General features: G+C 65.7%; 21 protein-coding genes. 10 read left to right on the plus strand and 11 right to left on the minus strand.

Going from position 1 to position 22,159, the window contains the following annotated elements; all coding sequences use genetic code 11:
- Positions 1 to 6: 6 nt before the first annotated feature.
- From otnC to ACT6UX_RS21950, 4 genes are read right to left on the minus strand one after another with little or no spacing between them, the layout of a single operon-like run.
- Positions 7 to 654: a 3-oxo-tetronate 4-phosphate decarboxylase gene (gene otnC, locus ACT6UX_RS21935; protein ID WP_444777278.1), complete on the minus strand. Its 648-nt coding sequence runs from the start codon at positions 652 to 654 to the stop codon at positions 7 to 9.
- On the minus strand, positions 651 to 1,907 hold the full coding sequence (gene otnK / locus ACT6UX_RS21940; RefSeq protein WP_444777279.1) for a 3-oxo-tetronate kinase: 1,257 nt from the start codon (positions 1,905 to 1,907) through the stop codon (positions 651 to 653). The genes otnC and otnK overlap by 4 nt, the downstream gene beginning before the upstream one ends.
- 9 nt (positions 1,908 to 1,916) lie before the next feature.
- Positions 1,917 to 2,336, minus strand: a complete 420-nt coding sequence (locus tag ACT6UX_RS21945; protein WP_444777280.1) for a GFA family protein — start codon at positions 2,334 to 2,336, stop codon at positions 1,917 to 1,919.
- The gene (locus ACT6UX_RS21950; protein WP_444777281.1) at positions 2,333 to 3,610 is read right to left on the minus strand and encodes a glycerate kinase type-2 family protein; all 1,278 of its coding nucleotides are present in this window, start codon (positions 3,608 to 3,610) and stop codon (positions 2,333 to 2,335) included. The genes ACT6UX_RS21945 and ACT6UX_RS21950 overlap by 4 nt, the downstream gene beginning before the upstream one ends.
- 29 nt (positions 3,611 to 3,639) lie before the next feature.
- On the opposite strand from ACT6UX_RS21950, the gene ACT6UX_RS21955 reads away from it, so the two are divergent.
- Positions 3,640 to 4,413: an N-formylglutamate amidohydrolase gene (locus ACT6UX_RS21955; RefSeq protein ID WP_444777282.1), complete on the plus strand. Its 774-nt coding sequence runs from the start codon at positions 3,640 to 3,642 to the stop codon at positions 4,411 to 4,413.
- Between the two features lie 60 nt (positions 4,414 to 4,473).
- Positions 4,474 to 4,770: a DUF1244 domain-containing protein gene (locus ACT6UX_RS21960; protein WP_444777283.1), complete on the plus strand. Its 297-nt coding sequence runs from the start codon at positions 4,474 to 4,476 to the stop codon at positions 4,768 to 4,770.
- 160 nt (positions 4,771 to 4,930) lie between these two features.
- Here ACT6UX_RS21960 and ACT6UX_RS21965 read toward each other — a convergent pair whose 3' ends face one another.
- The 4 genes from ACT6UX_RS21965 to ACT6UX_RS21980 are packed head-to-tail and all read right to left on the minus strand — an operon-like array spanning position 4,931 to position 8,116.
- Positions 4,931 to 5,524 carry a MarR family winged helix-turn-helix transcriptional regulator gene (locus ACT6UX_RS21965; protein WP_444777284.1) on the minus strand — a complete coding sequence of 198 codons (594 nt, stop codon included), beginning with the start codon at positions 5,522 to 5,524 and terminating at the stop codon, positions 4,931 to 4,933.
- A gap of 37 nt (positions 5,525 to 5,561) precedes the next feature.
- The gene (locus ACT6UX_RS21970; RefSeq protein WP_444777285.1) at positions 5,562 to 6,323 is read right to left on the minus strand and encodes an ABC transporter permease; all 762 of its coding nucleotides are present in this window, start codon (positions 6,321 to 6,323) and stop codon (positions 5,562 to 5,564) included.
- A gap of 3 nt (positions 6,324 to 6,326) precedes the next feature.
- Positions 6,327 to 7,139 (minus strand): ABC transporter ATP-binding protein, encoded by an 813-nt coding sequence (locus ACT6UX_RS21975; protein WP_444777286.1) that lies wholly within the window; start codon positions 7,137 to 7,139, stop codon positions 6,327 to 6,329.
- The gene (locus ACT6UX_RS21980; RefSeq protein ID WP_444777287.1) at positions 7,139 to 8,116 is read right to left on the minus strand and encodes an ABC transporter substrate-binding protein; all 978 of its coding nucleotides are present in this window, start codon (positions 8,114 to 8,116) and stop codon (positions 7,139 to 7,141) included. Before ACT6UX_RS21980 ends, ACT6UX_RS21975 begins: the two co-directional genes overlap by 1 nt.
- 307 nt (positions 8,117 to 8,423) lie before the next feature.
- Here ACT6UX_RS21980 and ACT6UX_RS21985 point away from each other — a divergent pair, with 307 nt between their 5' ends.
- The 8 genes from ACT6UX_RS21985 (at position 8,424) to ACT6UX_RS22020 (ending at position 17,765) form a co-directional block, all read left to right on the plus strand.
- On the plus strand, positions 8,424 to 9,554 hold the full coding sequence (locus ACT6UX_RS21985; RefSeq protein ID WP_444777288.1) for an FAD-dependent monooxygenase: 1,131 nt from the start codon (positions 8,424 to 8,426) through the stop codon (positions 9,552 to 9,554).
- A 13-nt stretch (positions 9,555 to 9,567) separates the two neighbouring features.
- Positions 9,568 to 10,530: a polysaccharide deacetylase family protein gene (locus tag ACT6UX_RS21990; RefSeq protein WP_444777289.1), complete on the plus strand. Its 963-nt coding sequence runs from the start codon at positions 9,568 to 9,570 to the stop codon at positions 10,528 to 10,530.
- Between the two features lie 106 nt (positions 10,531 to 10,636).
- Positions 10,637 to 10,909, plus strand: coding sequence for a DUF2312 domain-containing protein (locus ACT6UX_RS21995; protein ID WP_304849010.1), 273 nt, complete (start codon positions 10,637 to 10,639; stop codon positions 10,907 to 10,909).
- A 112-nt stretch (positions 10,910 to 11,021) separates the two neighbouring features.
- Positions 11,022 to 12,011 (plus strand): Bug family tripartite tricarboxylate transporter substrate binding protein, encoded by a 990-nt coding sequence (locus tag ACT6UX_RS22000; protein WP_444777290.1) that lies wholly within the window; start codon positions 11,022 to 11,024, stop codon positions 12,009 to 12,011.
- 126 nt (positions 12,012 to 12,137) lie between these two features.
- A complete protein-coding gene (locus tag ACT6UX_RS22005) occupies positions 12,138 to 13,007 on the plus strand; it encodes a universal stress protein (RefSeq protein WP_444777291.1) in 870 nt (289 codons plus the stop codon).
- A gap of 92 nt (positions 13,008 to 13,099) precedes the next feature.
- Positions 13,100 to 13,939, plus strand: coding sequence for a universal stress protein (locus tag ACT6UX_RS22010; protein ID WP_444777292.1), 840 nt, complete (start codon positions 13,100 to 13,102; stop codon positions 13,937 to 13,939).
- Positions 13,940 to 14,072: 133 nt separating this feature from the next.
- Entirely contained in the window at positions 14,073 to 14,912 is an 840-nt protein-coding gene (locus ACT6UX_RS22015) for a universal stress protein (RefSeq protein WP_444777293.1), read from the plus strand.
- 21 nt (positions 14,913 to 14,933) lie between these two features.
- Positions 14,934 to 17,765: a cation-transporting P-type ATPase gene (locus tag ACT6UX_RS22020; RefSeq protein ID WP_444777294.1), complete on the plus strand. Its 2,832-nt coding sequence runs from the start codon at positions 14,934 to 14,936 to the stop codon at positions 17,763 to 17,765.
- Between the two features lie 128 nt (positions 17,766 to 17,893).
- On the opposite strand, the gene ACT6UX_RS22025 is transcribed toward ACT6UX_RS22020, so the two are convergent.
- From ACT6UX_RS22025 to ACT6UX_RS22035, 3 genes are all read right to left on the minus strand, one after another.
- Entirely contained in the window at positions 17,894 to 18,568 is a 675-nt protein-coding gene (locus ACT6UX_RS22025; RefSeq protein ID WP_444777295.1) for a DUF429 domain-containing protein, read from the minus strand.
- A 7-nt stretch (positions 18,569 to 18,575) separates the two neighbouring features.
- The gene (locus ACT6UX_RS22030) at positions 18,576 to 19,793 is read right to left on the minus strand and encodes an NADP-dependent isocitrate dehydrogenase (protein ID WP_444777296.1); all 1,218 of its coding nucleotides are present in this window, start codon (positions 19,791 to 19,793) and stop codon (positions 18,576 to 18,578) included.
- A gap of 79 nt (positions 19,794 to 19,872) precedes the next feature.
- Positions 19,873 to 22,095: an NADP-dependent isocitrate dehydrogenase gene (locus ACT6UX_RS22035; RefSeq protein ID WP_444777297.1), complete on the minus strand. Its 2,223-nt coding sequence runs from the start codon at positions 22,093 to 22,095 to the stop codon at positions 19,873 to 19,875.
- Positions 22,096 to 22,159 lie beyond the last annotated feature (64 nt).

A 22,159-nucleotide genomic window follows, 5' to 3' on the forward strand; every position in this document is an offset into this window, starting at 1 on the left:
GTCCAATCAGGAAGGATAGGCTTCTTCGACGTCGCGCACCTGGGCGTCCGAGAGGGTGCGCAGCTTGAATCCCTGCAGCAGCAGGTGGAGCTTCGCCGTTTCTTCCAGTTCCTCGATCGAGGCGGAAGCGGCCGACAGCGAGGTGCCGGCGACGACGGGACCATGATTGGCCAGCAGCACGGCGCGATGACCCTTGGCATATTCGCGGATGGCGTCGGCAAGCTTGGGATCGCCCGGCTTGTAGTAGGGCACCAACGGCAGCTTGCCGACCCGCATCACGAAGTAGGGCGTAATCGGCGGCAGGGTCGTCTCGGCATTGTGGTGGCATGACGGATCGAGGCAGGAAATCGCCACCGCATGGGTGCAGTGGAGATGGACGATCGCACCGTCCTTGGGCCGCACGTCGTAGACCGAGCGATGCAGCAGCGCTTCCTTGGTCGGCGGATCGCCGGCGACATGTTTGCCCGAGAGATCGATCTTGGAGAGCTGACCGGGCTCGAGTTCCCCCAGCGAGGAGTTGGTCGGCGTCATCAGCCAGCCATCGGCCACCCTCGCGCTGATGTTGCCGGAGGTGCCGGGGCAGAGGCCGCGCGCGGCGAGCTTGGCGCCCAACGCACAGATCTGCTCGCGCATCTTGGTTTCTACGGTGCTCATAGCGTGTCGAATGCCTTGGTGAAGAAATCGGGCGCGCCGAAATTACCGGACTTCAGCGCGAGCAGGATGGGCCTGGTGCCGACCGACGCTGTCCACGGCACGCCCGGGTCGATCTCCGGTCCGATGCGCAGCGCCGTGACATCGAGCGCGCTCACGACGGCACCGGAGGTCTCGCCGCCGGCGACGACGAGGCGGCCGACGCCGGCCTCGACGAGGCCGCGCGCCAGCGTCGCCATGGTCTTCTCGATCGCCTGGCTCGATTTCTCGATGCCGTATTTTGCCTGCAGTGCCTTCACGGCGTCGGGCGTGTCGCTGGCCGACAGCAGAATCGGCCCGCTACCAAGTTTGCCTTTGGCCCAGTCGAGCGCCTTGCCGGACACGTCATCACCGCGGCAGATCGCATCGGTGTCGAGCGCCAGATGTGGACCTTTGAAAGCCTTGATCTGGCCGAGCGTGGCGGCCGAGCAGGAGCCGGCGAGGACGGCGGCGGCGCCTTCGATCTTCGGCAGGGCATCGGCGCCGGAGCGATGGGCCATCAGGCCGCGCCGGCGATAGGCGGCCGGGAGGCCAAGCGCTACGCCCGAACCGCCGGTGACCAGCGTGTCGTCACCGATCGCTTCGCCGATGATGCCGAGATCGGTATCGGCCACGGCATCGACCACGACATGGCGAACGTCCTCGGCGGCGAGCCTGTCGAGCGCTTCACGCAAGATGGCGGATCCGGACTGGACCTGCTTCAAGGCGACGAGTCCGACCTTGTGCGGCGTCTGCCGCGCCAGCACGCGCACCAGGCTGGCATCCGTCATCGGTGTCAGCGGGTGGTGCTTCATGTGCGAGTCCGACAGCAGCACGTCGCCCACGAAGAGATGTCCAAAGAAGATGGTGCGGCCGTTCACCGGGAAAGCGGGGCAGTAGATCGCCTGCTTCGCCTTCAGCGCGTCGAGCAGCGCATCGCCGACGGGACCGATATTGCCGGCGTCGGTCGAATCGAAGGTCGAGCAGTATTTGAAGAAGAAGCGCACGCAGCCCGCCGCTTGCAATGCCTTCAGCGCGTCGAGCGATTGCGCGACCGCGTCGGCCGCCGGGATCGAGCGTGTCTTCAGCGCGACCACGACGGCATCGACGTCGTCGGGGATCGTACCCTTCGCCGGCACGCCGATCGTCTGGATGGTGCGCATGCCGCCTTTGACGAGCATGCCCGCGATGTCGGTTGCGCCGGTGAAGTCGTCGGCGATCACTCCAAGAATGGCCATGGGACGACCCTAGGCGATGACGGTCGCAGGCATCCAGAACTTTCGGCGCCGGGAGCGCCGCCGCGCTTCGTCCTCGCCATCGTAGTGATGCAACGGCGGTGCAGCATCGAAAGTATCTCGAATGTCGAGCGCGTTGACGTTGACGATGCCGATGGCGCCGTTTTCCTCGGGCATGACGGCGCCGACATAGGTGCCGCACCGAGCACAGAGAAGGTAGTCGGTGATGCCGAGGCCGAAGCGGTAGCGCGACAGGGCATCGGGTGCGCTGCGAAATTCCACGCTTCCCGTCGGATCTCCCATCGTGCGGGCCCCGTGGCGGCGGCAGAAGCTGCAGGCACAGCGGCCGACCCGCATCTCCTCGGGCTGCTTCTCCGACGTGAGGGTGAGGCTGATCGCGCCGCAGTGGCAGGAACCGGGATAGGTCGTCATGGCGCGATCAGGGTGACCCTGAAATCGTTGACGTTGGTCCGCGTCGGGCCCGTGACGAGCCCGTCACCCAGCATCCCGAAGAAGCCATGCCCATCATTGTCGTCGAGCATGGCCTGCGGATCGAGACCCTTGGCGCGCGCGCGGGCGAGCGTGTCGGGCGTGAAGATGGCGCCGGCAATGTCTTCGGCACCGTCGACGCCGTCGGTATCGGCCGACAGGCCCCAGATGCCCGCCGCGCCGTCGACGGCGATGGCTTCGGCCAACAGATATTCGACGTTGCGGCCGCCGCGGCCTTTTCCGCGCACCGTGACGGTGGTCTCCCCACCGGACAGGATAGCCACGGGCTTGCCGCCGCGCTTGGCGATCTCGAGGGCTTGCCGCGCATGCGTCGCGCCGAGTTCGCGAGCCTCGCCTTCGAGATTGTCGCCCAGCATGACGACCTCGACGCCATGCTCCCTCGCGACGGCGGCGGCGGCTTCGAGCGAGCGCTTGGGCGTCGCCACCATGATCGTCTCTACATTGGCGAGGCGGGGATCGCCGGGCTTCGGTGTCTCGTCGATGCGGCCGGCAGCGCCCTCCTGCAGATGTTTGAGCACGGCAGGCGGCGGGTCGATCCGGTACTTGGCGAGAACGGCGAGCGCGTCGGCGAAGGTCGTCTTGTCGGCGACGGTGGGACCCGAGCCGATGACACCGGGATCGTCATTCGGCACATCGGAGATCAGCCAGGACAGGACGCGCGCGGGCTGCGCCGCGATGGCGAGGCGGCCGCCCTTGATGGCCGAGAGATGCTTACGTACGGTGTTCATCTCGCCGATGTTGGCGCCCGATTTCAGCAGCGCGCGATTGACGTCCTGCTTGTCGGTCAGCGTGAGCCCCGGGGCCGGCAGCGCCAGCAGGGCGGAGGCGCCGCCCGAGATCAGGCAGAGCAGGAGATCGTCGGCACTCAGTCCCCGGACGCGCTCGTAGATGCGGCCGGCGGCCTCGCGGCCCTTGTCATCCGGCACCGGATGCGCGGCCTCGACGATCTCGATGCGCTTGCAGATCTCGCCGTAGCCGTAGCGTGTCACCACCAGCCCTTCGAGCGGGTGCGGCCACTGGTCCTCGACGGCGCGCGCCATGGCGGCACTGGCCTTGCCGGCGCCGATCACGATGGTCCGGCCCTTCGGCGGCTGCAGCTTCTCGATGTAGGGCGCGAGGCAGGTGGCGGGTCGTGCGGCGGCGAGCGCGGCGTCGAACAGGGCGCGCAGCAGGGCGGGGGCGTCGGCATCTTTCATTTGCCCGATCTTCGCACTATAGGGGCGCGATGCAACCGTTGCTCCGGCCGGACGATCCGCCGCCGTTCTCCGTCTTCAACGAACAGGGGCGGGCGCCGCTGTTGCTGCTCTGCGATCATGCCAGCAAGGCGGTCCCCCAGGCGCTGGGCGATCTCGGCATTCCCGAGAGCGAACTTTCACGGCACATCGGCTGGGACATCGGCGGGCTCGATGCGGCGATCGAACTGGCAAAGGCGCTCGATGCGCCGCTGGTTGCGTCCGGCTATTCGCGGCTGGTCATCGACTGCAACCGCTGGCCGGGCGGCGAGGGCTCGACGCCGGAGATCAGCGACGAGACGGTCGTGCCGGCCAACAAGGACCTGACCAAGGTGCAGGTCGATGCCCGCGCCGAGGCCTGCTTCTGGCCCTATCACCGCGAGGTCGACCGGCTGCTCGATGCGATGACGGCTGATCGCGGGGCGGTCTGCCTGCTGGTGGTGCACAGCTTTACGCCGGTGATGAAAGGCTTCGAGCGTCCCTGGCATGTCGGTGTGCTGTGGAACGACGATCCGCGCCTGCCCGAGCCGCTGCTGGAAGAGCTGCGCCGCGATCCCTCGCTCGTGGTTGGCGACAACGAGCCCTATTCGGCGCGTGCACCTTACGAATACACACTGACCGCCCATGCACGGCCGCGGGCGCTGCCGCATTGCTCGCTGGAAGTACGCCAGGATCTCATGGGCACGCCGGACGATGCGCGCGCCTGGGGGCGGCGACTGGCTCCGGCGATCTCGACCGCAGTCAAAAAGGCCTTGGTGTCTGGTTAATCCAGGCACCTGAGCCTATATCCGGAAGCAGAGATCAGTCCGTACTTCCGGGAGGCGATCATGGACGACAAGACCCGCACCGAACTCGAAGCCGCCGCCTTCCGGCGTCTGGTGTCGCACCTTCAGGAGCGCACCGATGTCCAGAACATCGACCTGATGAACCTAGCCGGCTTCTGCCGCAACTGCCTGTCGCGCTGGTATCGCGAGGAGGCGGGCAAACGGGGTATCGAGATCGCCGATCCCAAGGCTCGCGAGATCGTCTACGGCATGCCCTACGACGAGTGGAAGGCCAAGCACCAGAAGGATGCCTCGGGCGACCAGAAGAAGGCCTTCGACAAGGCCCATAAGCAGGGCTGAAGGCGAATTCACTCCTAGGACCTCATGCTGAGGAGCCGCGCGAAGCGTGGCGTCTCGAAGCATGGGCACGAGCACCACGCCTGTTGCCGATCCTTCGAGACGCGGCCTGCGGTCGCTCCTCAGGATGAGGTGGTGCAGGTCTCCTTGAAGCGGAAAGACTCTAGCGCGGCCAGGTATCGATCGCTTCGGCGAAGCGGGACAATTCCTCGAGAAGCCGCTGCTGACCGTCGTCGCCGAGCTTCTGAAGGCGGCTGCGCTGCACGTCGAAGACGCGGGGGATGGCCTCGTTGATGACGGCTTCGCCCGCCGCCGTGAGCTGGACCCGAAGGGTCCGGCGATCACTCGGCTCGGCGAGGCGGGCGATCAGGTTCTGGGCTTCAAGCTTGTTCAAACGGCTCGTCAGTCCCGCGCCGCTCAGCAGCAGCGACTGCACGAGCTGCTTGGGCGTGAGGCAGTAGGGCGTACCAGCACGCCTGAGCGCCGTCAGAACGTCGAACGTGCCGCGGGTCAGGCCGAACGGAACGAGCACTTCCTCGATGAAGGCGGTGCATTGGATCTGGATGCGCGCGATCAGGCCGTAGATCTGCACCGGGCTGGTGTCGATGTCGGGCCGCTCGGTGCGCCATTGCGAGAAGATGGCATCCACCTGGTCGCGGGCGGCCCGGGCGCTGGCCGTGGGGCGGCGGCCGGGCCGCTGCGGCTTCGCGACCGCGGTCTCCGGTTTGCCTTCCGTTGCCGGCTTGCCGCTGCCCATCTTTCCTCCGTCGAAGCCCGTCATTGCACGCGCGGGTTCAGGGCGTCCAGTCGACGACCCGGCGCTCGATCCATTCGATGCCATGGAAGAGCGCGATGCTGAGCAGGGTCAACAACGCGATGGCGGCGAAGGCGAGGGGCGTCTGCGACTGCGACGTCGAGATCAGGATGAGATAGCCGAGCCCCTCCTGTGCCGCCACGAACTCGCCGATGACCGAGCCGATGACGGCGAAGGTCACCGCCACCTTGCAGCCGGTGAAGAAGTGCGGCAGCGCCACGGGAATCCGAAGACGCCGGAAGATCATGTGCTGCGACGCCCCCAGCGATCGCATGAGATCGAGCATGGTGCGCGGCGCGGCTTCCAGGCCGGCGATCAGATTGACCAGGATCGGGAAGAAGCAGACCAGGATGACGATCACGATCTTCGGCCATTCCGAGAGGCCGAGCCACAGGATGATCAGCGGCGCGACCGCGACCTTGGGGACCGACTGAAGGCCGAGCAGGATTGGATAGAGAAGCCTGCGGGCGGTCGCGTTCAGGGCGATGAGCACGGCCAGCGGCAGGGACAGGGCGATGGCGAGCCCGAAGCCCACCAGGGTTTCGCGCAAGGTCACGAGACTGTTGAGGGCGAGCTCGGGCGCCCATTGTATGGCCGTCCTGCCGATCTCGGTTGGCGCGGGCAGGATCCAGGCGGGTATCGCGAAGACGCGGACGGACAGTTCCCAGACGACGAGCAGTGCCAGATAGACCACCGGGATGGTGGCGCGCTCGGCGAGGCGCGAGGAGGAGGACGCACCCATAGGTCAGGCCCGGCGGTCGAAGATGATGTCGCGGATCTGCTGCTTGAGCTCCTGGAAGCGCGGCAGCCTCGGCGTGTCGGCATTGCGCGGGCGCGGCAGGTCGACCTCGAAGTCGGCGCGGATGCGGCCCGGGCGTGGCGACATCACCAGCACGCGGTCGCTGAGCAATATGGCCTCCTCGATGTCATGCGTGATCAGGAAGGCGGTCCGTCCGAGATCCTGCCAGAGGCCTGACAGTTCGAGCGAAAGCTCCTCGCGCGTCAGCGCATCGAGCGCGCCGAACGGCTCGTCGAGCAGCAGCAGGCGTGGATCCGCCAGCAGCGCCCGGCAGAGAGCAGCGCGCTGGCGCATACCACCGGACAGCATCTGGGGGCGGTGATCGGCGAAGGCCGCGAGGCCCGTCATTTCGAGAAGGCGCAGGGCACGCTCGCGGGCCGCCGCCTTGGGCAGCGCGAGCACGTCGGCCGGGAGCAGGACGTTCTCCAGCACCGTGTTCCAGGGGAACAGCACGTGCTCCTGGAAAACGATTCCCACCTCGTGGGAAGGCGCGTCGAGCGGCGTGCCGTAGCGCGCCATCGTGCCGGTGTCGGGCATCTCCAGGCCGGCGACCAGCCGCAACAGGGTCGACTTGCCGCAACCGGAAGGGCCGACCACGGCGACGAAGCTGCCGGTCGGAATGCGAAGGTCGATCGGGCCCAGCGCATGGACCGACGTTCCCGCCGCGCCGGGGTAGTGCTTGCTCACACCCCGGAGATCGATGGCCGCCACATCCGCCGCCGGCGGAGGGGCGGCCGCCAGGCCACCGGCGGCCGCCATTATTCGACGAAGCCCGGAGCGTAGAGCTGCGTCGGCTGCACGGGCGACTTCAGGGTGAAGTTCGCCGACATGACCTCGACGGTTCCCGCGATGCTCTTGGGGTCGATGCTGCCCAGCGGCCGACCGGGCACGGTCGCGAGCTCGCCCACGAGCTTCGTCTCGCCTTCGATGATCGCCGGCGCCAGTTCCTTCTGGTACTTGGCCATGATGGCGGCGGCCTCGGCCGGGTTGGCGAATGCATCCTTCATGCCCTTGATCGTCGCCTTGACGAAGGCGCGCACGAGTTCGGGCTGCTTGGCGATCGTCTCTTCCGAGGCGATCAAACCGTTGCCGTAATAGTCGAGGCCCGAATCCTTGTAGGCGATGCGGACCGTTTCCTTGGGCGCGATCGCCGCCGCGATCAGCGGCTCACCAACGGAGAACTGACCGATCGCATCGACCCGGCCGTTGGCGAGCAGAGAGGGCAGGGCGGAGCCTTCCGCAACGACCCACTTCACCTTGCTGGCATCGATGCCGGCCGCCTTGGCGAAGGCGGGGAAGAGCAGGCGGACCGAGCTCGACGCGGTATCGGCGATCGTCTTGCCTTCGAGATCCTTGGGCGAGGCGATGCCCGTTCCCTTCACGCCGAAGATGGCCTGCGGCGGCCGGGCATAGACGATGGAGACCAGCTTCACCGGGACGCCATCATTGCCACGGGCCAGCACCAGCGAGCCCGCGTCGGCAAAGCCGATCGTGGCGAGGCCGGCGGCCACCTTCTTGATCGCATCGGCCGAGCCCTGGCCGCGCAGGAAGGTCACGTTGAGGCCGGCATCCTTGTAGTAGCCCTTCTCGCGCGCGACGTAGAAATAGGCGTGCCGTCCGTTGAAGCCGAAGTCGGTAATGAAGTTCACGTCGGTCGCGCGGGCCGGCGCCGCGCTGGCCCCGGCCATGCCGACGACGAGGCCGATTGCGGCGGCGAGACGTCCAAGCAGTTTCATAGATCACATCCTCGGTTCGAACTGGGAAGGCCCCCGGCAGGCTGCGGCGCCGTCGCCGCACTGAGCGTCCCGATGCCTTTGCATATTTCATTCCATATCGAATGAAAAGCCGGGAATGGCTTTAAAGCAGGCGGATCGAAAGCTGCCTATCTCTTGATCAAGGCGTCTACCAAAACGCTAATAATGGAGCATTTACCGGCTTGCGTGTGCGGATGTGATCAGATGTGAACTGCATTGGAGCCTCTATTCATTCGATGACGAATGATCTACGAAGGGTCTTCGCAAGACATGGATCGAGGTGAGACGGATGGATCGGCAGACGCGGATCGCAGTTGTCGGCGGCGGGTTGGCGGGGTTGACGGTGGCGACTCTGTTGCAGCGAGACGGATACCCCGTTGCGGTTTACGAGCAGACGCCGAATTTTTCGAGGATCGGGGCCGGCATCATCCTCGGCGCCAACGTCGCGAAAGTGCTGAGTTCCCTAGGTCTCGGGCGCGACTTCACTGACACCGGCATCCGTCCCGATGCCTTCGTCAGCCGGGCATGGGACAGCGGCGAGACGCTGTACGAACTCGTCTTCGACGCCGCCTGCGAGGCCCGGTTCGGCGGTCCCTTCGTCAACATTCATCGAGCCGACCTGCATCGGATTCTCCAGGCGCCGCTGGCGCCGGGGACGATCCGGTTCGGCCATCGGCTGGCGGGCCTCGAGGAGACGCCGGGCGGAATCACGCTGGCCTTCGATAACGGCGTCCGCGCCGAGGTCGATATCGTGATCGGCGCCGACGGCATTCGTTCGAGGGTCCGCGACGAGATCCTCGGCAGGGAAGAGCCGCGCTTCATCGGGCGGATCGCGCCGCGCGCCGTCTTTCCCGCCGATCGTCTCGGCGACCTCGGCATCCGGGATTGCACCAAATGGTGGGGACCGGATCGCCACGTGCTGGTCTATTACATGACGGCGCGGCGCGACGAGGTCTATGTCATGGCCGCCATCCCGGCCGATCGCTGGGACGGCGATGGCACGCCGATCCCCGGCACGCGTGACGATTTCGTCTCGGCGCTGGAGGGCTTCCATCCCGAGCTGCTGCGGGCGGCCGAGGCGGCGACGGACGTGTCCGTCTGGCCGATCATGGACCGGCCGCGAAACGACAACTGGCACGAAGGCCGCGTCGTCCTGATGGGCGACGCCTGCCACGCCGTGCGGCCGTTCATGGCGGCCGGCGGCTCGATGGCGATCGAAGACGCCGCCATTCTCCACCGCTGCATCGTCGGTGCCACGGACGCTGGCGCGGCCTTCCGGCGCTATGCCGCCAACCGGATACCCCGGGTCGCCGAAGTGCAGCGCATCTCGATCGACAACACCTGGATGCACGGGCCGACGGAGGTCGACTGGTTCTTCGCCTACGATCCCTGCAACGCCCCGCTCGACGCCGCCACCTGATCCGGAGCCGCCAATGTCCGTCCTCGACCCCGCCGCCCCCGGTGACATCCGTCCCGATCCGATGAAGATCCGAGATCTGGTGGGCTATGGCGAGCGGCCGCCGCATCCCCACTGGCCGGGCAATGCCCGGATCGCCGTCAACTTCAACCTCAACATCGAGGGCGGCAGCGAATCGACATTGGCCAACGGCGATGCCGTGTCGGAAGGGATGCTGAACGACATTGGCGTCGACACCAAGACCGGCCGCCGGGTGCCGCTCGTCGAATCGGTCTTCGAATATGGCAGCCGGCGCGGGGCCTGGCGGCTTCTCGACATCTTCGCGAGGTTCTCCGTGCCGGTCAGCGTGTTGGGAGTGGCCCGCGCGCTCGAACAGAATCCGCAGCTCGCCCGGGCCTGCGTCGAGCGCGGCCATGAGATGGTGAGCCACGGCTACCGCTGGATCGACTACGGCGACGTCGACGAGTCGACCGAGCGGGAGCATATCCGCCTGGCGGTCGAGATTCTGACGCGGTTCACCGGAAGCCGGCCGCTGGGCTGGATGACCGGGCGTCCTGGCGAGAACACGCGGCGGCTGGTGGCCGAGGAGGGCGGCTTTCTCTACGACCGCGACTCGCTCGCCGACGAACTGCCCTACTGGGTGGAAACCGCACACGGCCCCCATCTGGTGATCCCGTATTCCTACGAGGCCAACGACAATCGCTTCGATGCGAATTCCGGCTTCTCGACCGGCCAGGACTTCTTCGAATACATGCGCGACGCCTTCGACTTTCTCTACGAGGAGGGGGCGGCAGGCTCGCCGAAGCTGCTGTCGATCGGCCTGCATGACCGGTTGATCGGACGGCCGGGGCGCGCGGGCGGCCTCGTCAAGTTTCTGCAGCATGCGACAGCCCGCGAAGGCGTCTGGTTCTGCCGCGGGATCGACGTCGCGCAGCATTGGCGGACTAGGTTCCCGGCCCATGCGCAGAGCAAAGATTGAGCGGCCGCCGTCCCCGTTATCCCCACGTTTCATTGCGTCGATGTAATTGAGTGGACATGGTGGTCGCTTCTATGGTCTTGCCGGTCGGACCATGGAGTAGCTGGACATGCCGGACGGAAGCGCGATTTCCAAGAAGACCAAAGCTGGCCCGATCTCGGCCGACCGCCTGAAGAGCTTCATCGAGCGCATCGAGAAGCTCGAGGAAGAGCGCAAGGCCATCGGCGGCGACATCAAGGACGTCTACAGCGAGGCCAAGGGCGTCGGCTACGACGTGAAGACCATGCGCAAGATCGTGTCGCTGCGCTCCATGGACGCCTCCGACCGGGCGGAAGCGGAGACGCTGCTCGACGTTTACAAGCACGCCCTCGGAATGGTCTGACCGGAGCGAAACGCGTCCCGGTTTTTGATTCCGCCCATGTCGCGCGGGCGCTAGGCTTCTTCACGGCGAATGCTCCGGTCACGGGAGCAGGCCTTGGAGGAATGCCATGCGGATGTCCGCTCATCGGTCGATGATCTCGAGGCGCAACCTGTTGCGCGTGCCTGCCGCCGCCGTCGCCGCGGCGGGTTTGCCGGCTTGGGCCCAGAGCTTCCCATCCCAGCCTGTCCATGTCGTCGTGCCGTTTCCGCCGGGTGGTGGGACCGACTCGCTTGCGCGGGCGATCCAGGAGCCGATGCAGAAGGCCCTGGGGGGCACGGTGATCGTCGACAACAAGGGCGGCGGCGGCGGCAGCATCGCCCACGAATTCGTGGCCAAGCAGCCGGCGGACGGCCACTGGATGGTGGTTAGTGCGAACAACCTGCCACTCTATCCGCACATCGTGGCGAAGCTGGGCTTCGACGCGAAGACGGCCTTCGTGCCGGTCGGTTTCATTGCCAAGCAGGAATCCGTGCTCGTCGGCAGCCTCGATGCGCCCTGGCCCGACCTCAAGGCGATCATCGCCGCGGCGAAGGCGGCGCCCGGCTCCGTTCAGTACGGCACCGCGGGCCTCACCACGCCGATGCACCTGTCGACCGAGCAGTTCGCGATGCTGAACGGAATCAAGCTGACGCACGTGCCGTTCCGCGGGACCGGCCCGCTGGTGACCGACCTGCTCGGCGGCCACATCAAGCTCGGCATGTCGAGCATCACCAGCGTTGCGCAACAGATCGCATCCGGAAAGCTCAAGCCCTATGCGATGGCGTCGCTGGAGCGCTCGTCGGTCGCTCCGACCATCCCGACCTTCAAGGAGTTGGGGGCGGGCGATGTCGACGGCACGATCGTCTACACGCTGCTGGCACCCGCCGGCACGCCACCGGCGGTCACCGCCAGGTTGAACGAGGCACTGAACGCCGCCGTGGCAACGCCCGAGCAGAAGGAAGACCTCGCCAAGCGCGGCTTCGTCGCCATGGGCGGCACGCCGCAGGAGCTTGCCGACTGGCTCAAGGTGCAGGAGCCGATCTGGGTACCGGTGCTTCAGGCTGCGGGGATCAAACCGGAATAGGGAGAAAGGCTCAGCATCTCTGGTCCCGATATTGATCCAGGTCAAAGCGCAGGATCACATTTCAGTCGATCTGCTATTGCGCAGTAAGCGGGAGAGGGAGCCATTCATGACCTTTCGGCATCCGCGATGACGAACGCAGCAGCCGCGTCCGCGCCGTCCAAAGTGCTCGTCGCAACGGACCTGTCCGCGCGATCCGATCGTGCGGTCGAGCGGGCCGTCCTCCTGGCGAAGGAGGCGGGTTCGGCCGTCACGGTTCTTCACGTGGTCGACGCGGAACTTCCGCGGCGGACGGCTGATCGACTGGTCGACGAGGCCCGGGTGTTGATTGGCGAACATGTCGCGACACTGAAAAGCGCCGAAGCGATGGCGCCCGACATCAAGGTCGTGCTCGGCACGGATTACAAGGAGATCGAGGAGGTCGCCCGGAAATCCGGGTGCGAACTCATCGTTCTCGGCGTCCACCGCAACGAGACACCTGAACTCTTCCGTGGCACGACGGCAGAGCGCGTCATTCGCAGCCGCGCGTGCCAGGTCTTGATGGTCAAGGCGAGACCGCAAGCCGACTATCGCCGCATCATGGTGGGGGTCGATTTCTCCGATTGCTCGCGGCGTGCCATCGAAGTTGCAGTGAAGCTATTTCCGAATGCGGAGTTCCACCTCGTCCATGCTTTCGATGTCCCCTTCAAGGCTTTCCTGAGAAGCGAGGACACTCGCCAAGAAGTGTCGAGGAGCCATGAGGAAGAGATGGACCGGTTCATCAGAGGGGATTGCCCCGCGCTTCTTCCTCTTCTGCAGGCGGTGCCCGCTCGCGTGTTTCCAGTCTTGAAACAAGGGCCCGTCCGCGACGTGATCCAGGATCAGATCGATCAGCTGAAGCCGGATCTGCTTGTTCTCGGTACTCACGGGCGGAGCGGCATCGCGCACGTCGTCATGGGAAGCGTCGCCGAGGATCTTCTAAGCTACCCTCCCTGCGACATCCTCGCCGTGAGGCCCTGATGTCTCGCCTGGCCGTCCGTCCTGGTCGACCCGAAGGTTCCTCCCGGCAGGAGCTCAGCGTGGGGCCGCCACTCCACAACGAAAGGGTTCCCATGCGCTCCATTCTCGTCACGGTCGATGACACGCCGTCCGCCGTCGCGGCCAGGGGGCTGGCTGCTGCGCTGGCTCGACAGTGTGGCGCCCAGATAAGAGGCGTAACCGCACTGGATGTCAGCGACCTCGATCGCGTCGAGCCGGTGCCCATCGGCGGCGTGCAATACGCCTACGACCGGCTGCAGCATCGCAAGAAGCTTGCGGACGAGCGACGCGCGAGAATATCCGAACTGCCGGACGTGTTTCGACGTTCCCTGGCGGACGAGGGTATGGATGCCGTGTGCTCCACGATGGAAGCAGACGTGCGCGATGGGTTGCTTCGGATGATCGAGACGTGCGACCTCGTCGTTACCGGCCGGGATGCCGAGTTTCACCTCGAAGCGGTGGAGGGGGTTACATCCCTGGTCCACCACATCATCGCCAAGGGGTGCCGTCCTGTCGTGGTGAGCGGTCCCGAATGGAACGAGAAGGGCCCCGTCCTGGTGGCCTACGATGGAAGCGCGCCGGCCGCGAAGGCTTTACAGGTCGCGGCGCTGATGGGCATTTTCGGATCTTCCGGTGCTCGCATTCTGTCGATCGGCCGCGAGCAATCGGCCGCAATGTCGGTCGCCGAACGAGCCCGTTCATTCCTGGCTCTGCACGGTGTCGATGCCGATCTCGAGGCGATCGCAACGACGGAGAACCCCGCCGATGTCCTGCTGAGGCGCGCTTCGGAAACGGGTGCACGGCTGCTCGTCATGGGAGCCTTCGGTCATCGTGGTTTCCGGGAGATTCTCTTCGGCTCCACGACACGGCACCTGTTCGACAGCGCTCCTATTCCACTCTTCATCTACCACTGAACGAGTGAACGCCTGCCTTCGCGCTTGACCCAGATCAAGGGCAGGTGCGGGGCCCTTCTCCAGAATTGCATAGCATGTGAGGTAAGCCGGTTGGCCGTTCCTCACGCTCGCCTCAGTCAACTGGAGAAGCGAAATGATCACGATCCGCAGGACCTACATGCCGTTGGCGACTTATCCGGAGGCGGTCGACGATGAGGCCATCCGGGCGGCAGCCGGCTTCGCCGTGTCCCTGGGAGGGACGCTCGAGGTCACGACGTTCTCCGTCGACATTCCTCGCGTACCATCGCCGCTGGCCGGCCTTTTGATCGACATTCCCGGTCTGGTTCAGGCGGCCGAGGACAAGAGCAGGTCGGAATGTAGCCGCCTCCACGACCTGATACGCGGGATCGGGAGTCCTGCCGCCGTCAACTGCTCCAGCCGGGAGGTCCTTCTGAGCGGACTGCTCGATGCCGCTGCCGGCGACGCTCGGTATTACGATCTGGCCGTCCTTCCCTGGTCTCGGGACACAGCGTCCGCCCAGCACCTGATCGAGGCGGTCGTCTTCGGATCCGGCCGTCCGACCATTGTGGTGCCGGGTTCGGCCGGTCCCGCCCCCAGGCTTGACCATATCGCCGTCGCTTGGGACGGCAGCCGGGTCGCCGCCCGTGCGCTCGGGGATGTCCTTCCGCTTCTGCAAGAGGGTAGTCGTGTCTCTGTGCTAACCGTTCGGGATGAGAAGCCGCTGGCCGGGGCAGCTCTCGCCAGCCTTCTTGCATCGTCGCTTGAGAAGCGGGGCATGAAGGCAGATCCCATCGAGATCACCCTCGGCGAAAGGACGATTGCCCAGGCGTTGCAGGAGAGGGCCCTGACGGAAGGGGCGCAGCTGCTCGCGATGGGAGGGTTCGGTCATTCCCGCATTCGCGATTTCGTTCTCGGCGGCGCGACCAAAGGCGTGTTCGCGGAGTCTCGCCTGCCCGTGCTGCTCTCGCACTAACCCCCGAGGGAGTTCGTGACCATGCGGAAGTCGACTTCGGGAGCCTCGGGTTCAGGGCCGGCGGGAGGGCCCGGCGCATCAGGGGGCGCCAATACGCAGCTCGACTTGAATCGCGTCTGGCATGCGCTGCAGCCGACGGAGTGCCTGGCGGAGCTCGAAACCCGGGTCGAAGGCTTGGATGAGACCGAGGCCACGCGACGTCTAGCGATCTGGGGACCTAACCGCCTGCCGCAGGGGCCGGGTCGCGGCCCGCTCCTGCGGTTTGCCGAGCAGTTCCACAATCTCTTCATCTATGTCCTGATGGCGGCAGGCCTCGTGGCGGCGGCGCTCGACCATACGGTCGACGCGCTGGTGATCTTCGCGGTCGTGATCGCCAATGCCGTGATCGGCTTCGTTCAGGAGGGGCGCGCGGAGAAGGCGCTCGAGGCGATCCGCGACCTGATCGACCCGCGCGCCTCCGTGATCCGGCACGGTCATCGCCGGACGGTTCCGGCCGACCAGGTGGTGCCCGGGGATATCGTGCTGCTGGAAGCCGGTGATCGCGTTCCCGCCGACTTGCGTCTCGTAAAGTCGCGCAATCTCCGGATCGACGAGGCCATCCTGACCGGCGAGTCGGTCCCCGTCGACAAGGCGACCGGACCCGTCGACGTCGCGGCCCCTCTCGGGGACCGCCTGTGCATGGCGCACTCCGGAACCTTCATCACGGCCGGTCAGGGGACGGGCGTCGTGATCGGCACCGGCGCGGCCACGGAACTGGGGCGGATCAGCGTGATGATCGGTGCCGTCGAGCGTCTGGCGACGCCTCTCGTGCGGCAGATGGATCAGTTCGCACGACACGTGACCTTCGCGATCCTCGGCGTCTCGGGCCTCGTGTTCCTGTATGCGACCTTCGCCCATGCCTATGCTTTCGACGAAGCCTTCATGGCGGTCGTGGGCCTGGCCGTCGCCGCCATTCCCGAAGGTCTGCCTGCGGTGATGACGATCACGCTTGCCGTCGGCGTCCAGCGCATGGCGCGGCGCAACGCAATCATTCGTCGCCTGCCGGCCGTGGAGACGCTTGGCGCCGTCTCCGTGATCTGTTCCGACAAGACCGGGACACTGACCCGCAACGAGATGACCGTGACCGCCGTCGTCACGGCGGATCGTCGGATCGTCGTGGAAGGGGTCGGCTATCGTCCCGAGGGTGGGTTTGCGGTCGAAGGCGGCGCGGCGGTCGATCCCGCCGCCGACGCGGTTCTCGAGGAACTCACGCTGGCGGCCCTTCTGTGCAACGACGCCGAGATTCGGCGGCCGGACGAGGCGTGGATCGTCGACGGCGACCCGATGGAGGGAGCGCTCGTCTCACTGGCCAGCAAGGCCGGACATGACGTCACGGCGGCACGGGCGGGCTTCGTCCGGCGTGACGAGATTCCCTTCGACGCGCGTCACCGTTACATGGCGACGCTGAACGCTCGCGATGGGCGTCGGCCTGTCGCCTATGTGAAGGGTGCGCCGGAACGCATCATCGAAATGTGCGCCTGGGCGGCCACCCGGGAGGGCGAAGCGCTGATGGACCTGGACTGGTGGCGTCGCGAGACCGAGCGGCTCGGGAGCGAGGGCCAGCGCGTCATTTGCATCGCCCGCAGGACCATGCCGGAGGAAGCGGTTGAGATCGTGCCCGCCGATGTCGAGGGAGGGCTCACGCTGCTCGGCCTCGTGGGCCTGATCGATCCGCCACGGCCGGAAGCCGTGGCCGCCGTCGCCGAGTGCAGATCGGCCGGAATCCGCGTCAAGATGATCACCGGCGATCATGCATCGACCGCGCGCGCCATCGCCCTTCAACTTGGGCTCGCGGCCGATCCGGTGGCGGTCTCCGGGCAGGAACTCGACGGCCTGGATGAAGCCGAGTTCAAGCGCAAGGCTCGCGAGTCGACGGTCTTTGCGCGCACCAGTCCCGAGCACAAGCTCCGACTCGTGGAAGCTCTGCAGCAGGACGGCTCCGTGATTGCGATGACCGGTGACGGGGTCAACGATGCGCCGGCCCTCAAGCGCGCCGATGTTGGTGTGGCCATGGGAGGCAAGGGGACCGAGGCAGCCAAGGAGGCGAGCGAGATGGTTCTCGCCGACGACAATTTTGCCTCCATCGTGGCGGCTGTCCGCGAGGGGCGCACTGTCTACGACAATCTCACCAAGGTGATCACCTGGACGCTGCCGACCAACGGCGGCGAGGCCATGACGATCATCCTGGCAATTCTGTTCGGCCTGACCCTGCCGGTGACACCGGTCCAGATCCTCTGGGTCAACATGATCACGGCCGTCGCCCTGGGCCTCACACTGGCCTTCGAGCCCACCGAGCCCGGGGCCATGCAGCGGCCGGCCCGGCGGGCGGGGGGCCGGATCCTGTCCGGACGGCTCCTGTGGCGCATCCTGTTCGTCTCAGCCCTGATGGTCGTCGGAACCTTCGGGATGTTCGGCTGGGCGGAGGCCCGCAACCTTCCGATCGAGACGGCGCGGACCATGGTGGTCAACACGCTGGTGGTGATGGAGATCTTTTATCTGTTCAGCGTGCGCTACGTTCACGGCACATCGCTGACCTGGCGCGGGATCTTCGGTACGCCTGCCGTTCTGATCGGCGTCGGGATCGTCGTCCTGGCCCAGTTCGCCTTCACCTATCTGCCGCCGATGCAGGCGGCCTTCGGTACGCGCGATCTGTCCGTCGGCGATGGCGTCGCGACCGTCGGGGTCGGGGTGGTACTGCTCGTCGCCGTCGAGATCGAGAAGCGCCTGTTTGCCGTGTTCGGCCCACCGGTCGGGCAACCGGGCAGTTCCGTGCTCCAACAGGCCGCTGAAATAGTGGGGCTTTCTCGCAAGTAAACGAAACAAACGAAATAAACGAAATAAATGAAGCGAATGTCGCACCCTCCTGGATCGGGACCCGTGGTGGCCGTTGATGCGTCACTGTTGCTCGCCGGAATTTCGAAAAATCACATTATAACAATGTTTTAGAACCAGATGTTCATCGGCAGGCCGTAGCGGTCACGCTCTTGCGCCGGTCCCAGGCGCGTCGAGGTACCCTGTGCGATCAGGAGGGCCGTGCGGCAGACGGCAATGGCATCGAGCACGTCGTCGCGGGCAGCTCCGGGGAGCGATCGCGGCTCCCACGCGAAGCCGTGCCGTGCAAGCAACTCGAGGCGCTCGCCGAAGCCGTCGGGCCGGCGCTTCTTGCTGAGCACGGGCTTGCCGTCGTTCATGCGCGCAAAGGCCAGTTCGGGATGGGCCTCGTAGACGGTCGAGCGCAAGGTCTCGTTGGCGCGCATCAGCGCGTCGACCTCGCGCATCTTGGGGAACAGGTGGAACGTCTGCCGGGTCAGCCCGACACCCATCATCTTGCTGAGCGTGTTGGCTTCGGCGTGCGTGGCGCAGGCGAGGGCCGGGCGGCAGGGGGTAGGAAAGACCGAGCTCGTCTTGCCGCGGAGGAGCGTGCGGGCTTCGCGTTCGCAGGCGCGCCCCGGGCGAGGCGTGTCGGTGAGGCCGATCGGCATGTCGACGGCCAGAACGGAAAGACCCTCGCAGGCCTCTGCGAGGGTCTGAACGACTTTAATGTCCAGCGTGCCGTTACTGTCGCGCCGGCAGATCACCCACCCGGTGCGGCAACCGTCAGCGCCGGCAACGATCAAACGGCGCCTACCAGCTGGCCATCTGGGTCTTGAGGTTGCCGTCGAGCACAGCGAGGAACTCCTCGGTGGTCAGGTAGGCCTGGTTCATGCCGATGAGCAGCGCGAGGTCCTTGGTCATCTTGCCGCTCTCCACGGCCTCGACGCAGACCTTCTCGAGCGCCTCGGCGAACTTCACCACCTCGGGGGTGTCGTCGAACCTGCCGCGATACTTCAGCGCCTGCGTCCAGGCGAAGATCGAGGCGATCGGGTTGGTCGAGGTCGGCTTGCCCTGCTGATGCTCGCGGTAGTGGCGCGTGACCGTGCCGTGGGCCGCCTCGGCCTCGACGGTCTTGCCGTCCGGAGTCAACAGCACCGACGTCATCAGGCCGAGCGAGCCGAAGCCCTGAGCCACCGTGTCGGACTGGACGTCGCCATCGTAGTTCTTGCAGGCCCAGACGAATTCGCCATGCCACTTGAGAGCGGAGGCGACCATGTCGTCGATCAGGCGGTGCTGGTAATAGATGTTCTTCGCCTTGAACCTGTCGGCGAATTCCTTGTCGAAGACTTCCTGGAACAGGTCCTTGAAGCGGCCGTCATAGCGCTTGAGGATCGTGTTCTTGGTCGACAGGAAGACCGGCCAGCCGCGCATCAGGCCGTAATTGAACGAGCTGCGCGCGAAGCCGACGATCGATTCGTCTAGATTGTACATCGTCATCGCGACGCCGCCGGCCGGGAAGTCGAACACCTCGTGCTCGATGACCTTGCCGTCCTCGCCCTCGAAGCGGACGGTGAGCTTGCCCTTGCCCGGCACCACGAAGTCGGTAGCGCGATACTGGTCGCCGAACGCGTGGCGGCCGATGACGATCGGATGCGTCCAGCCCGGCACGAGGCGTGGCACGTTCTTGCAGACGATCGGTTCGCGGAAGATGGTGCCGCCGATGATGTTGCGGATGGTGCCGTTCGGCGACCGCCACATCTCCTTGAGATTGAACTCCTTCACGCGCGCTTCGTCCGGCGTGATGGTCGCGCACTTCACCGCGACACCGTACTTCTTCGTGGCCTCGGCCGACTCGACGGTCACCTTGTCGGCGGTCTTGTCGCGATTCTCGATCCCGAGGTCGTAATATTTCAGGTCGATGTCGAGATAGGGAAGGATCAGCTTGTCCTTGATGAACGCCCAGATGATGCGGGTCATCTCGTCGCCGTCCATCTCGACGACCGGGTTCTTCACCTTGATCTTCGCCATCTTCCGGACCTCACACTTCCGTAATGCACCATTTAGAAAGCCGCCCCGGTTGCCCGGGGCGGCTTCACCTGACGCTGCTTTAGAGGGCAGCGAGTGCTTCGTTCAACGTCGCACTCGGCCGCATCCCGGCCGAAGTCTTTTTCTGGTCGGGCAGGTAGTAGCCGCCCGTGTCCACCGGCTTGCCCTGAGCGGCGATCAGTTCGGCGTCGATCTTGGCTTCGTTCTCCTCCAGCACCTTCGCCAGCGGCTTGAAGCGGGCCGAGAGAGCGGTGCTGTTGTCGCGACGGGCCAGCGCCTCGGCCCAGTACTTGGCCAGATAGAAATGGCTGCCGCGATTATCCAGCTGTCCGACCTTGCGGGCAGGGGAACGGTTGTCCTCGAGAATCTTGGCGTTGGCTTCGTCGAGCGTCTCGGCCAGCACCTTCACATCCTCGTTGCCGGTCGTCTGCGCGAGGTGCTCCAGCGAAGCGCCGAGTGCCAGGAACTCGCCCAGCGAATCCCAGCGCAGGTAACCTTCGTGCTGGAACTGCTCGACATGCTTGGGCGCCGAGCCGCCGGCGCCGGTCTCGAACAGGCCGCCGCCCTGCAACAGGGGAACGATCGACAGCATCTTGGCCGAGGTGCCCAGTTCCATGATCGGGAACAGGTCGGTCAGGTAGTCGCGCAGCACGTTGCCGGTGACGGAGATCGTGTCCTGGCCCTTGCGGATGCGCTCGAGCGAGAACTTCGTGGCCTCGACCGGCGCCAGGATGCGAATGTCCAGGCTCTTGGTGTCCTCGTTCTTGAGGTACTTCTCGACCTTGGCGATCAGCTGCGCGTCGTGGGCGCGCTTGGCATCTAGCCAGAACACCGCCGGGGTGTTCGTCAGGCGCGCGCGGCGCACGGCGAGCTTGACCCAGTCCTGGATCGGCTCGTCCTTGACCTGGCACATGCGGAAGACGTCGCCGGCCTCGACCTTCTGTTCCATCAGGACGGTGCCGTCCTCGGCCACCACGCGCACCGTGCCGGCCGAGGCGATCTCGAAGGTCTTGTCGTGCGAGCCGTACTCCTCGGCCTGCTGCGCCATCAGACCGACATTCGGCACCGAACCCATCGTCGTCGGATCGAAGGCGCCATGCGCCTTGCAGTCCTCGATGACGGCCTGGAACAAGGTCGAGTAGCAGCGGTCGGGGATGGTGGCGACTGTGTCGTGCAGCTTGCCGTCGGCACCCCACATCTTGCCCGACTCGCGGATCATCGCCGGCACCGATGCATCGATGATCACGTCGCTGGGGACGTGGAGGTTGGTGATTCCCTTGTCGGAATTCACCATGGCGAGGCCGGGACGCTTCGCATACTCGGCCTGGATGTCGGCCTTGATGGCGGCCTTCTCGGCCTCCGGCAGCGTCTCGATGCGGCTGAGCAGGTCGCCCAGGCCGTTGTCGGGATCGATGCCGAGCTTCTTGAACGTCTCGCCGTGCTTGGCGAAAACGTCGGCGAAGAACACGGAAACGCAATGGCCGAACAGGATGGGATCGGAGATCTTCATCATGGTCGTCTTGAGGTGCAGCGAGAACAGGATGCCTTCCTTCTTCGCCGCCTCGATCGCCTCGCCGTAGAAGGCGCGCAGCGCCTTAACGTTCATCACGGAGCAGTCGATGATCTCGCCGGCCTTGAGCGGGATCTTGGGCTTGAGCACCGTGGTCGCGCCGTCGGCGGCGGCCAGCTCGATGCGGGCGCTGGTGGGCGCTGCGAGGGTCGTCGCGACCTCGGAACCATAAAAGTCGCCGCCCGACATGGTCGCCACGCGGGTCTTCGACTCTTTGCTCCAGACGCCCATCTTGTGCGGATGCTTGCGGGCGTACTGTTTCACGGCGCCGGCGGCGCGACGGTCGGAATTGCCCTCGCGCAGCACCGGGTTCACGGCGCTGCCCAGCACCTTGCCGTAGCGGGCGCGGATTTCCTTGTCGGCCGGCGTGGCGTCGCTGTCGGGATAATTGGGGATGTCGTAGCCCTTGCTCTGCAACTCCTTGATCGCGGCCTTGAGCTGCGGGATCGAGGCGGAGATGTTGGGCAGCTTGATGATGTTGGCTTCCGGCTTCAGCGTCAGCTTGCCGAGTTCGGCGAGCTCGTCCGGAATCTTCTGCTCCGGCTTCAGCTTGTCGGGGAAGTTGGCGATGATGCGGCCGGTCAGGGAGATATCCTTCAGCTTCACCTTCACGCCGGCTGTCGCGACGAAGGCCTCGACGATCGGCAGCAGCGAATAGGTCGCAAGTCCGGGGGCCTCATCGACCTTCGTCCAGACGATTTCGAGATCTGACATACCTGCACCTCCGTACGCCGTTTTCGCTTCGGCTGGGTTGATGAATTGCTCGTCGGGCCAGTCT

The organism is Reyranella sp. (assembly GCF_052439685.1).
Classification (GTDB): Bacteria; Pseudomonadota; Alphaproteobacteria; order Reyranellales; family Reyranellaceae; genus Reyranella.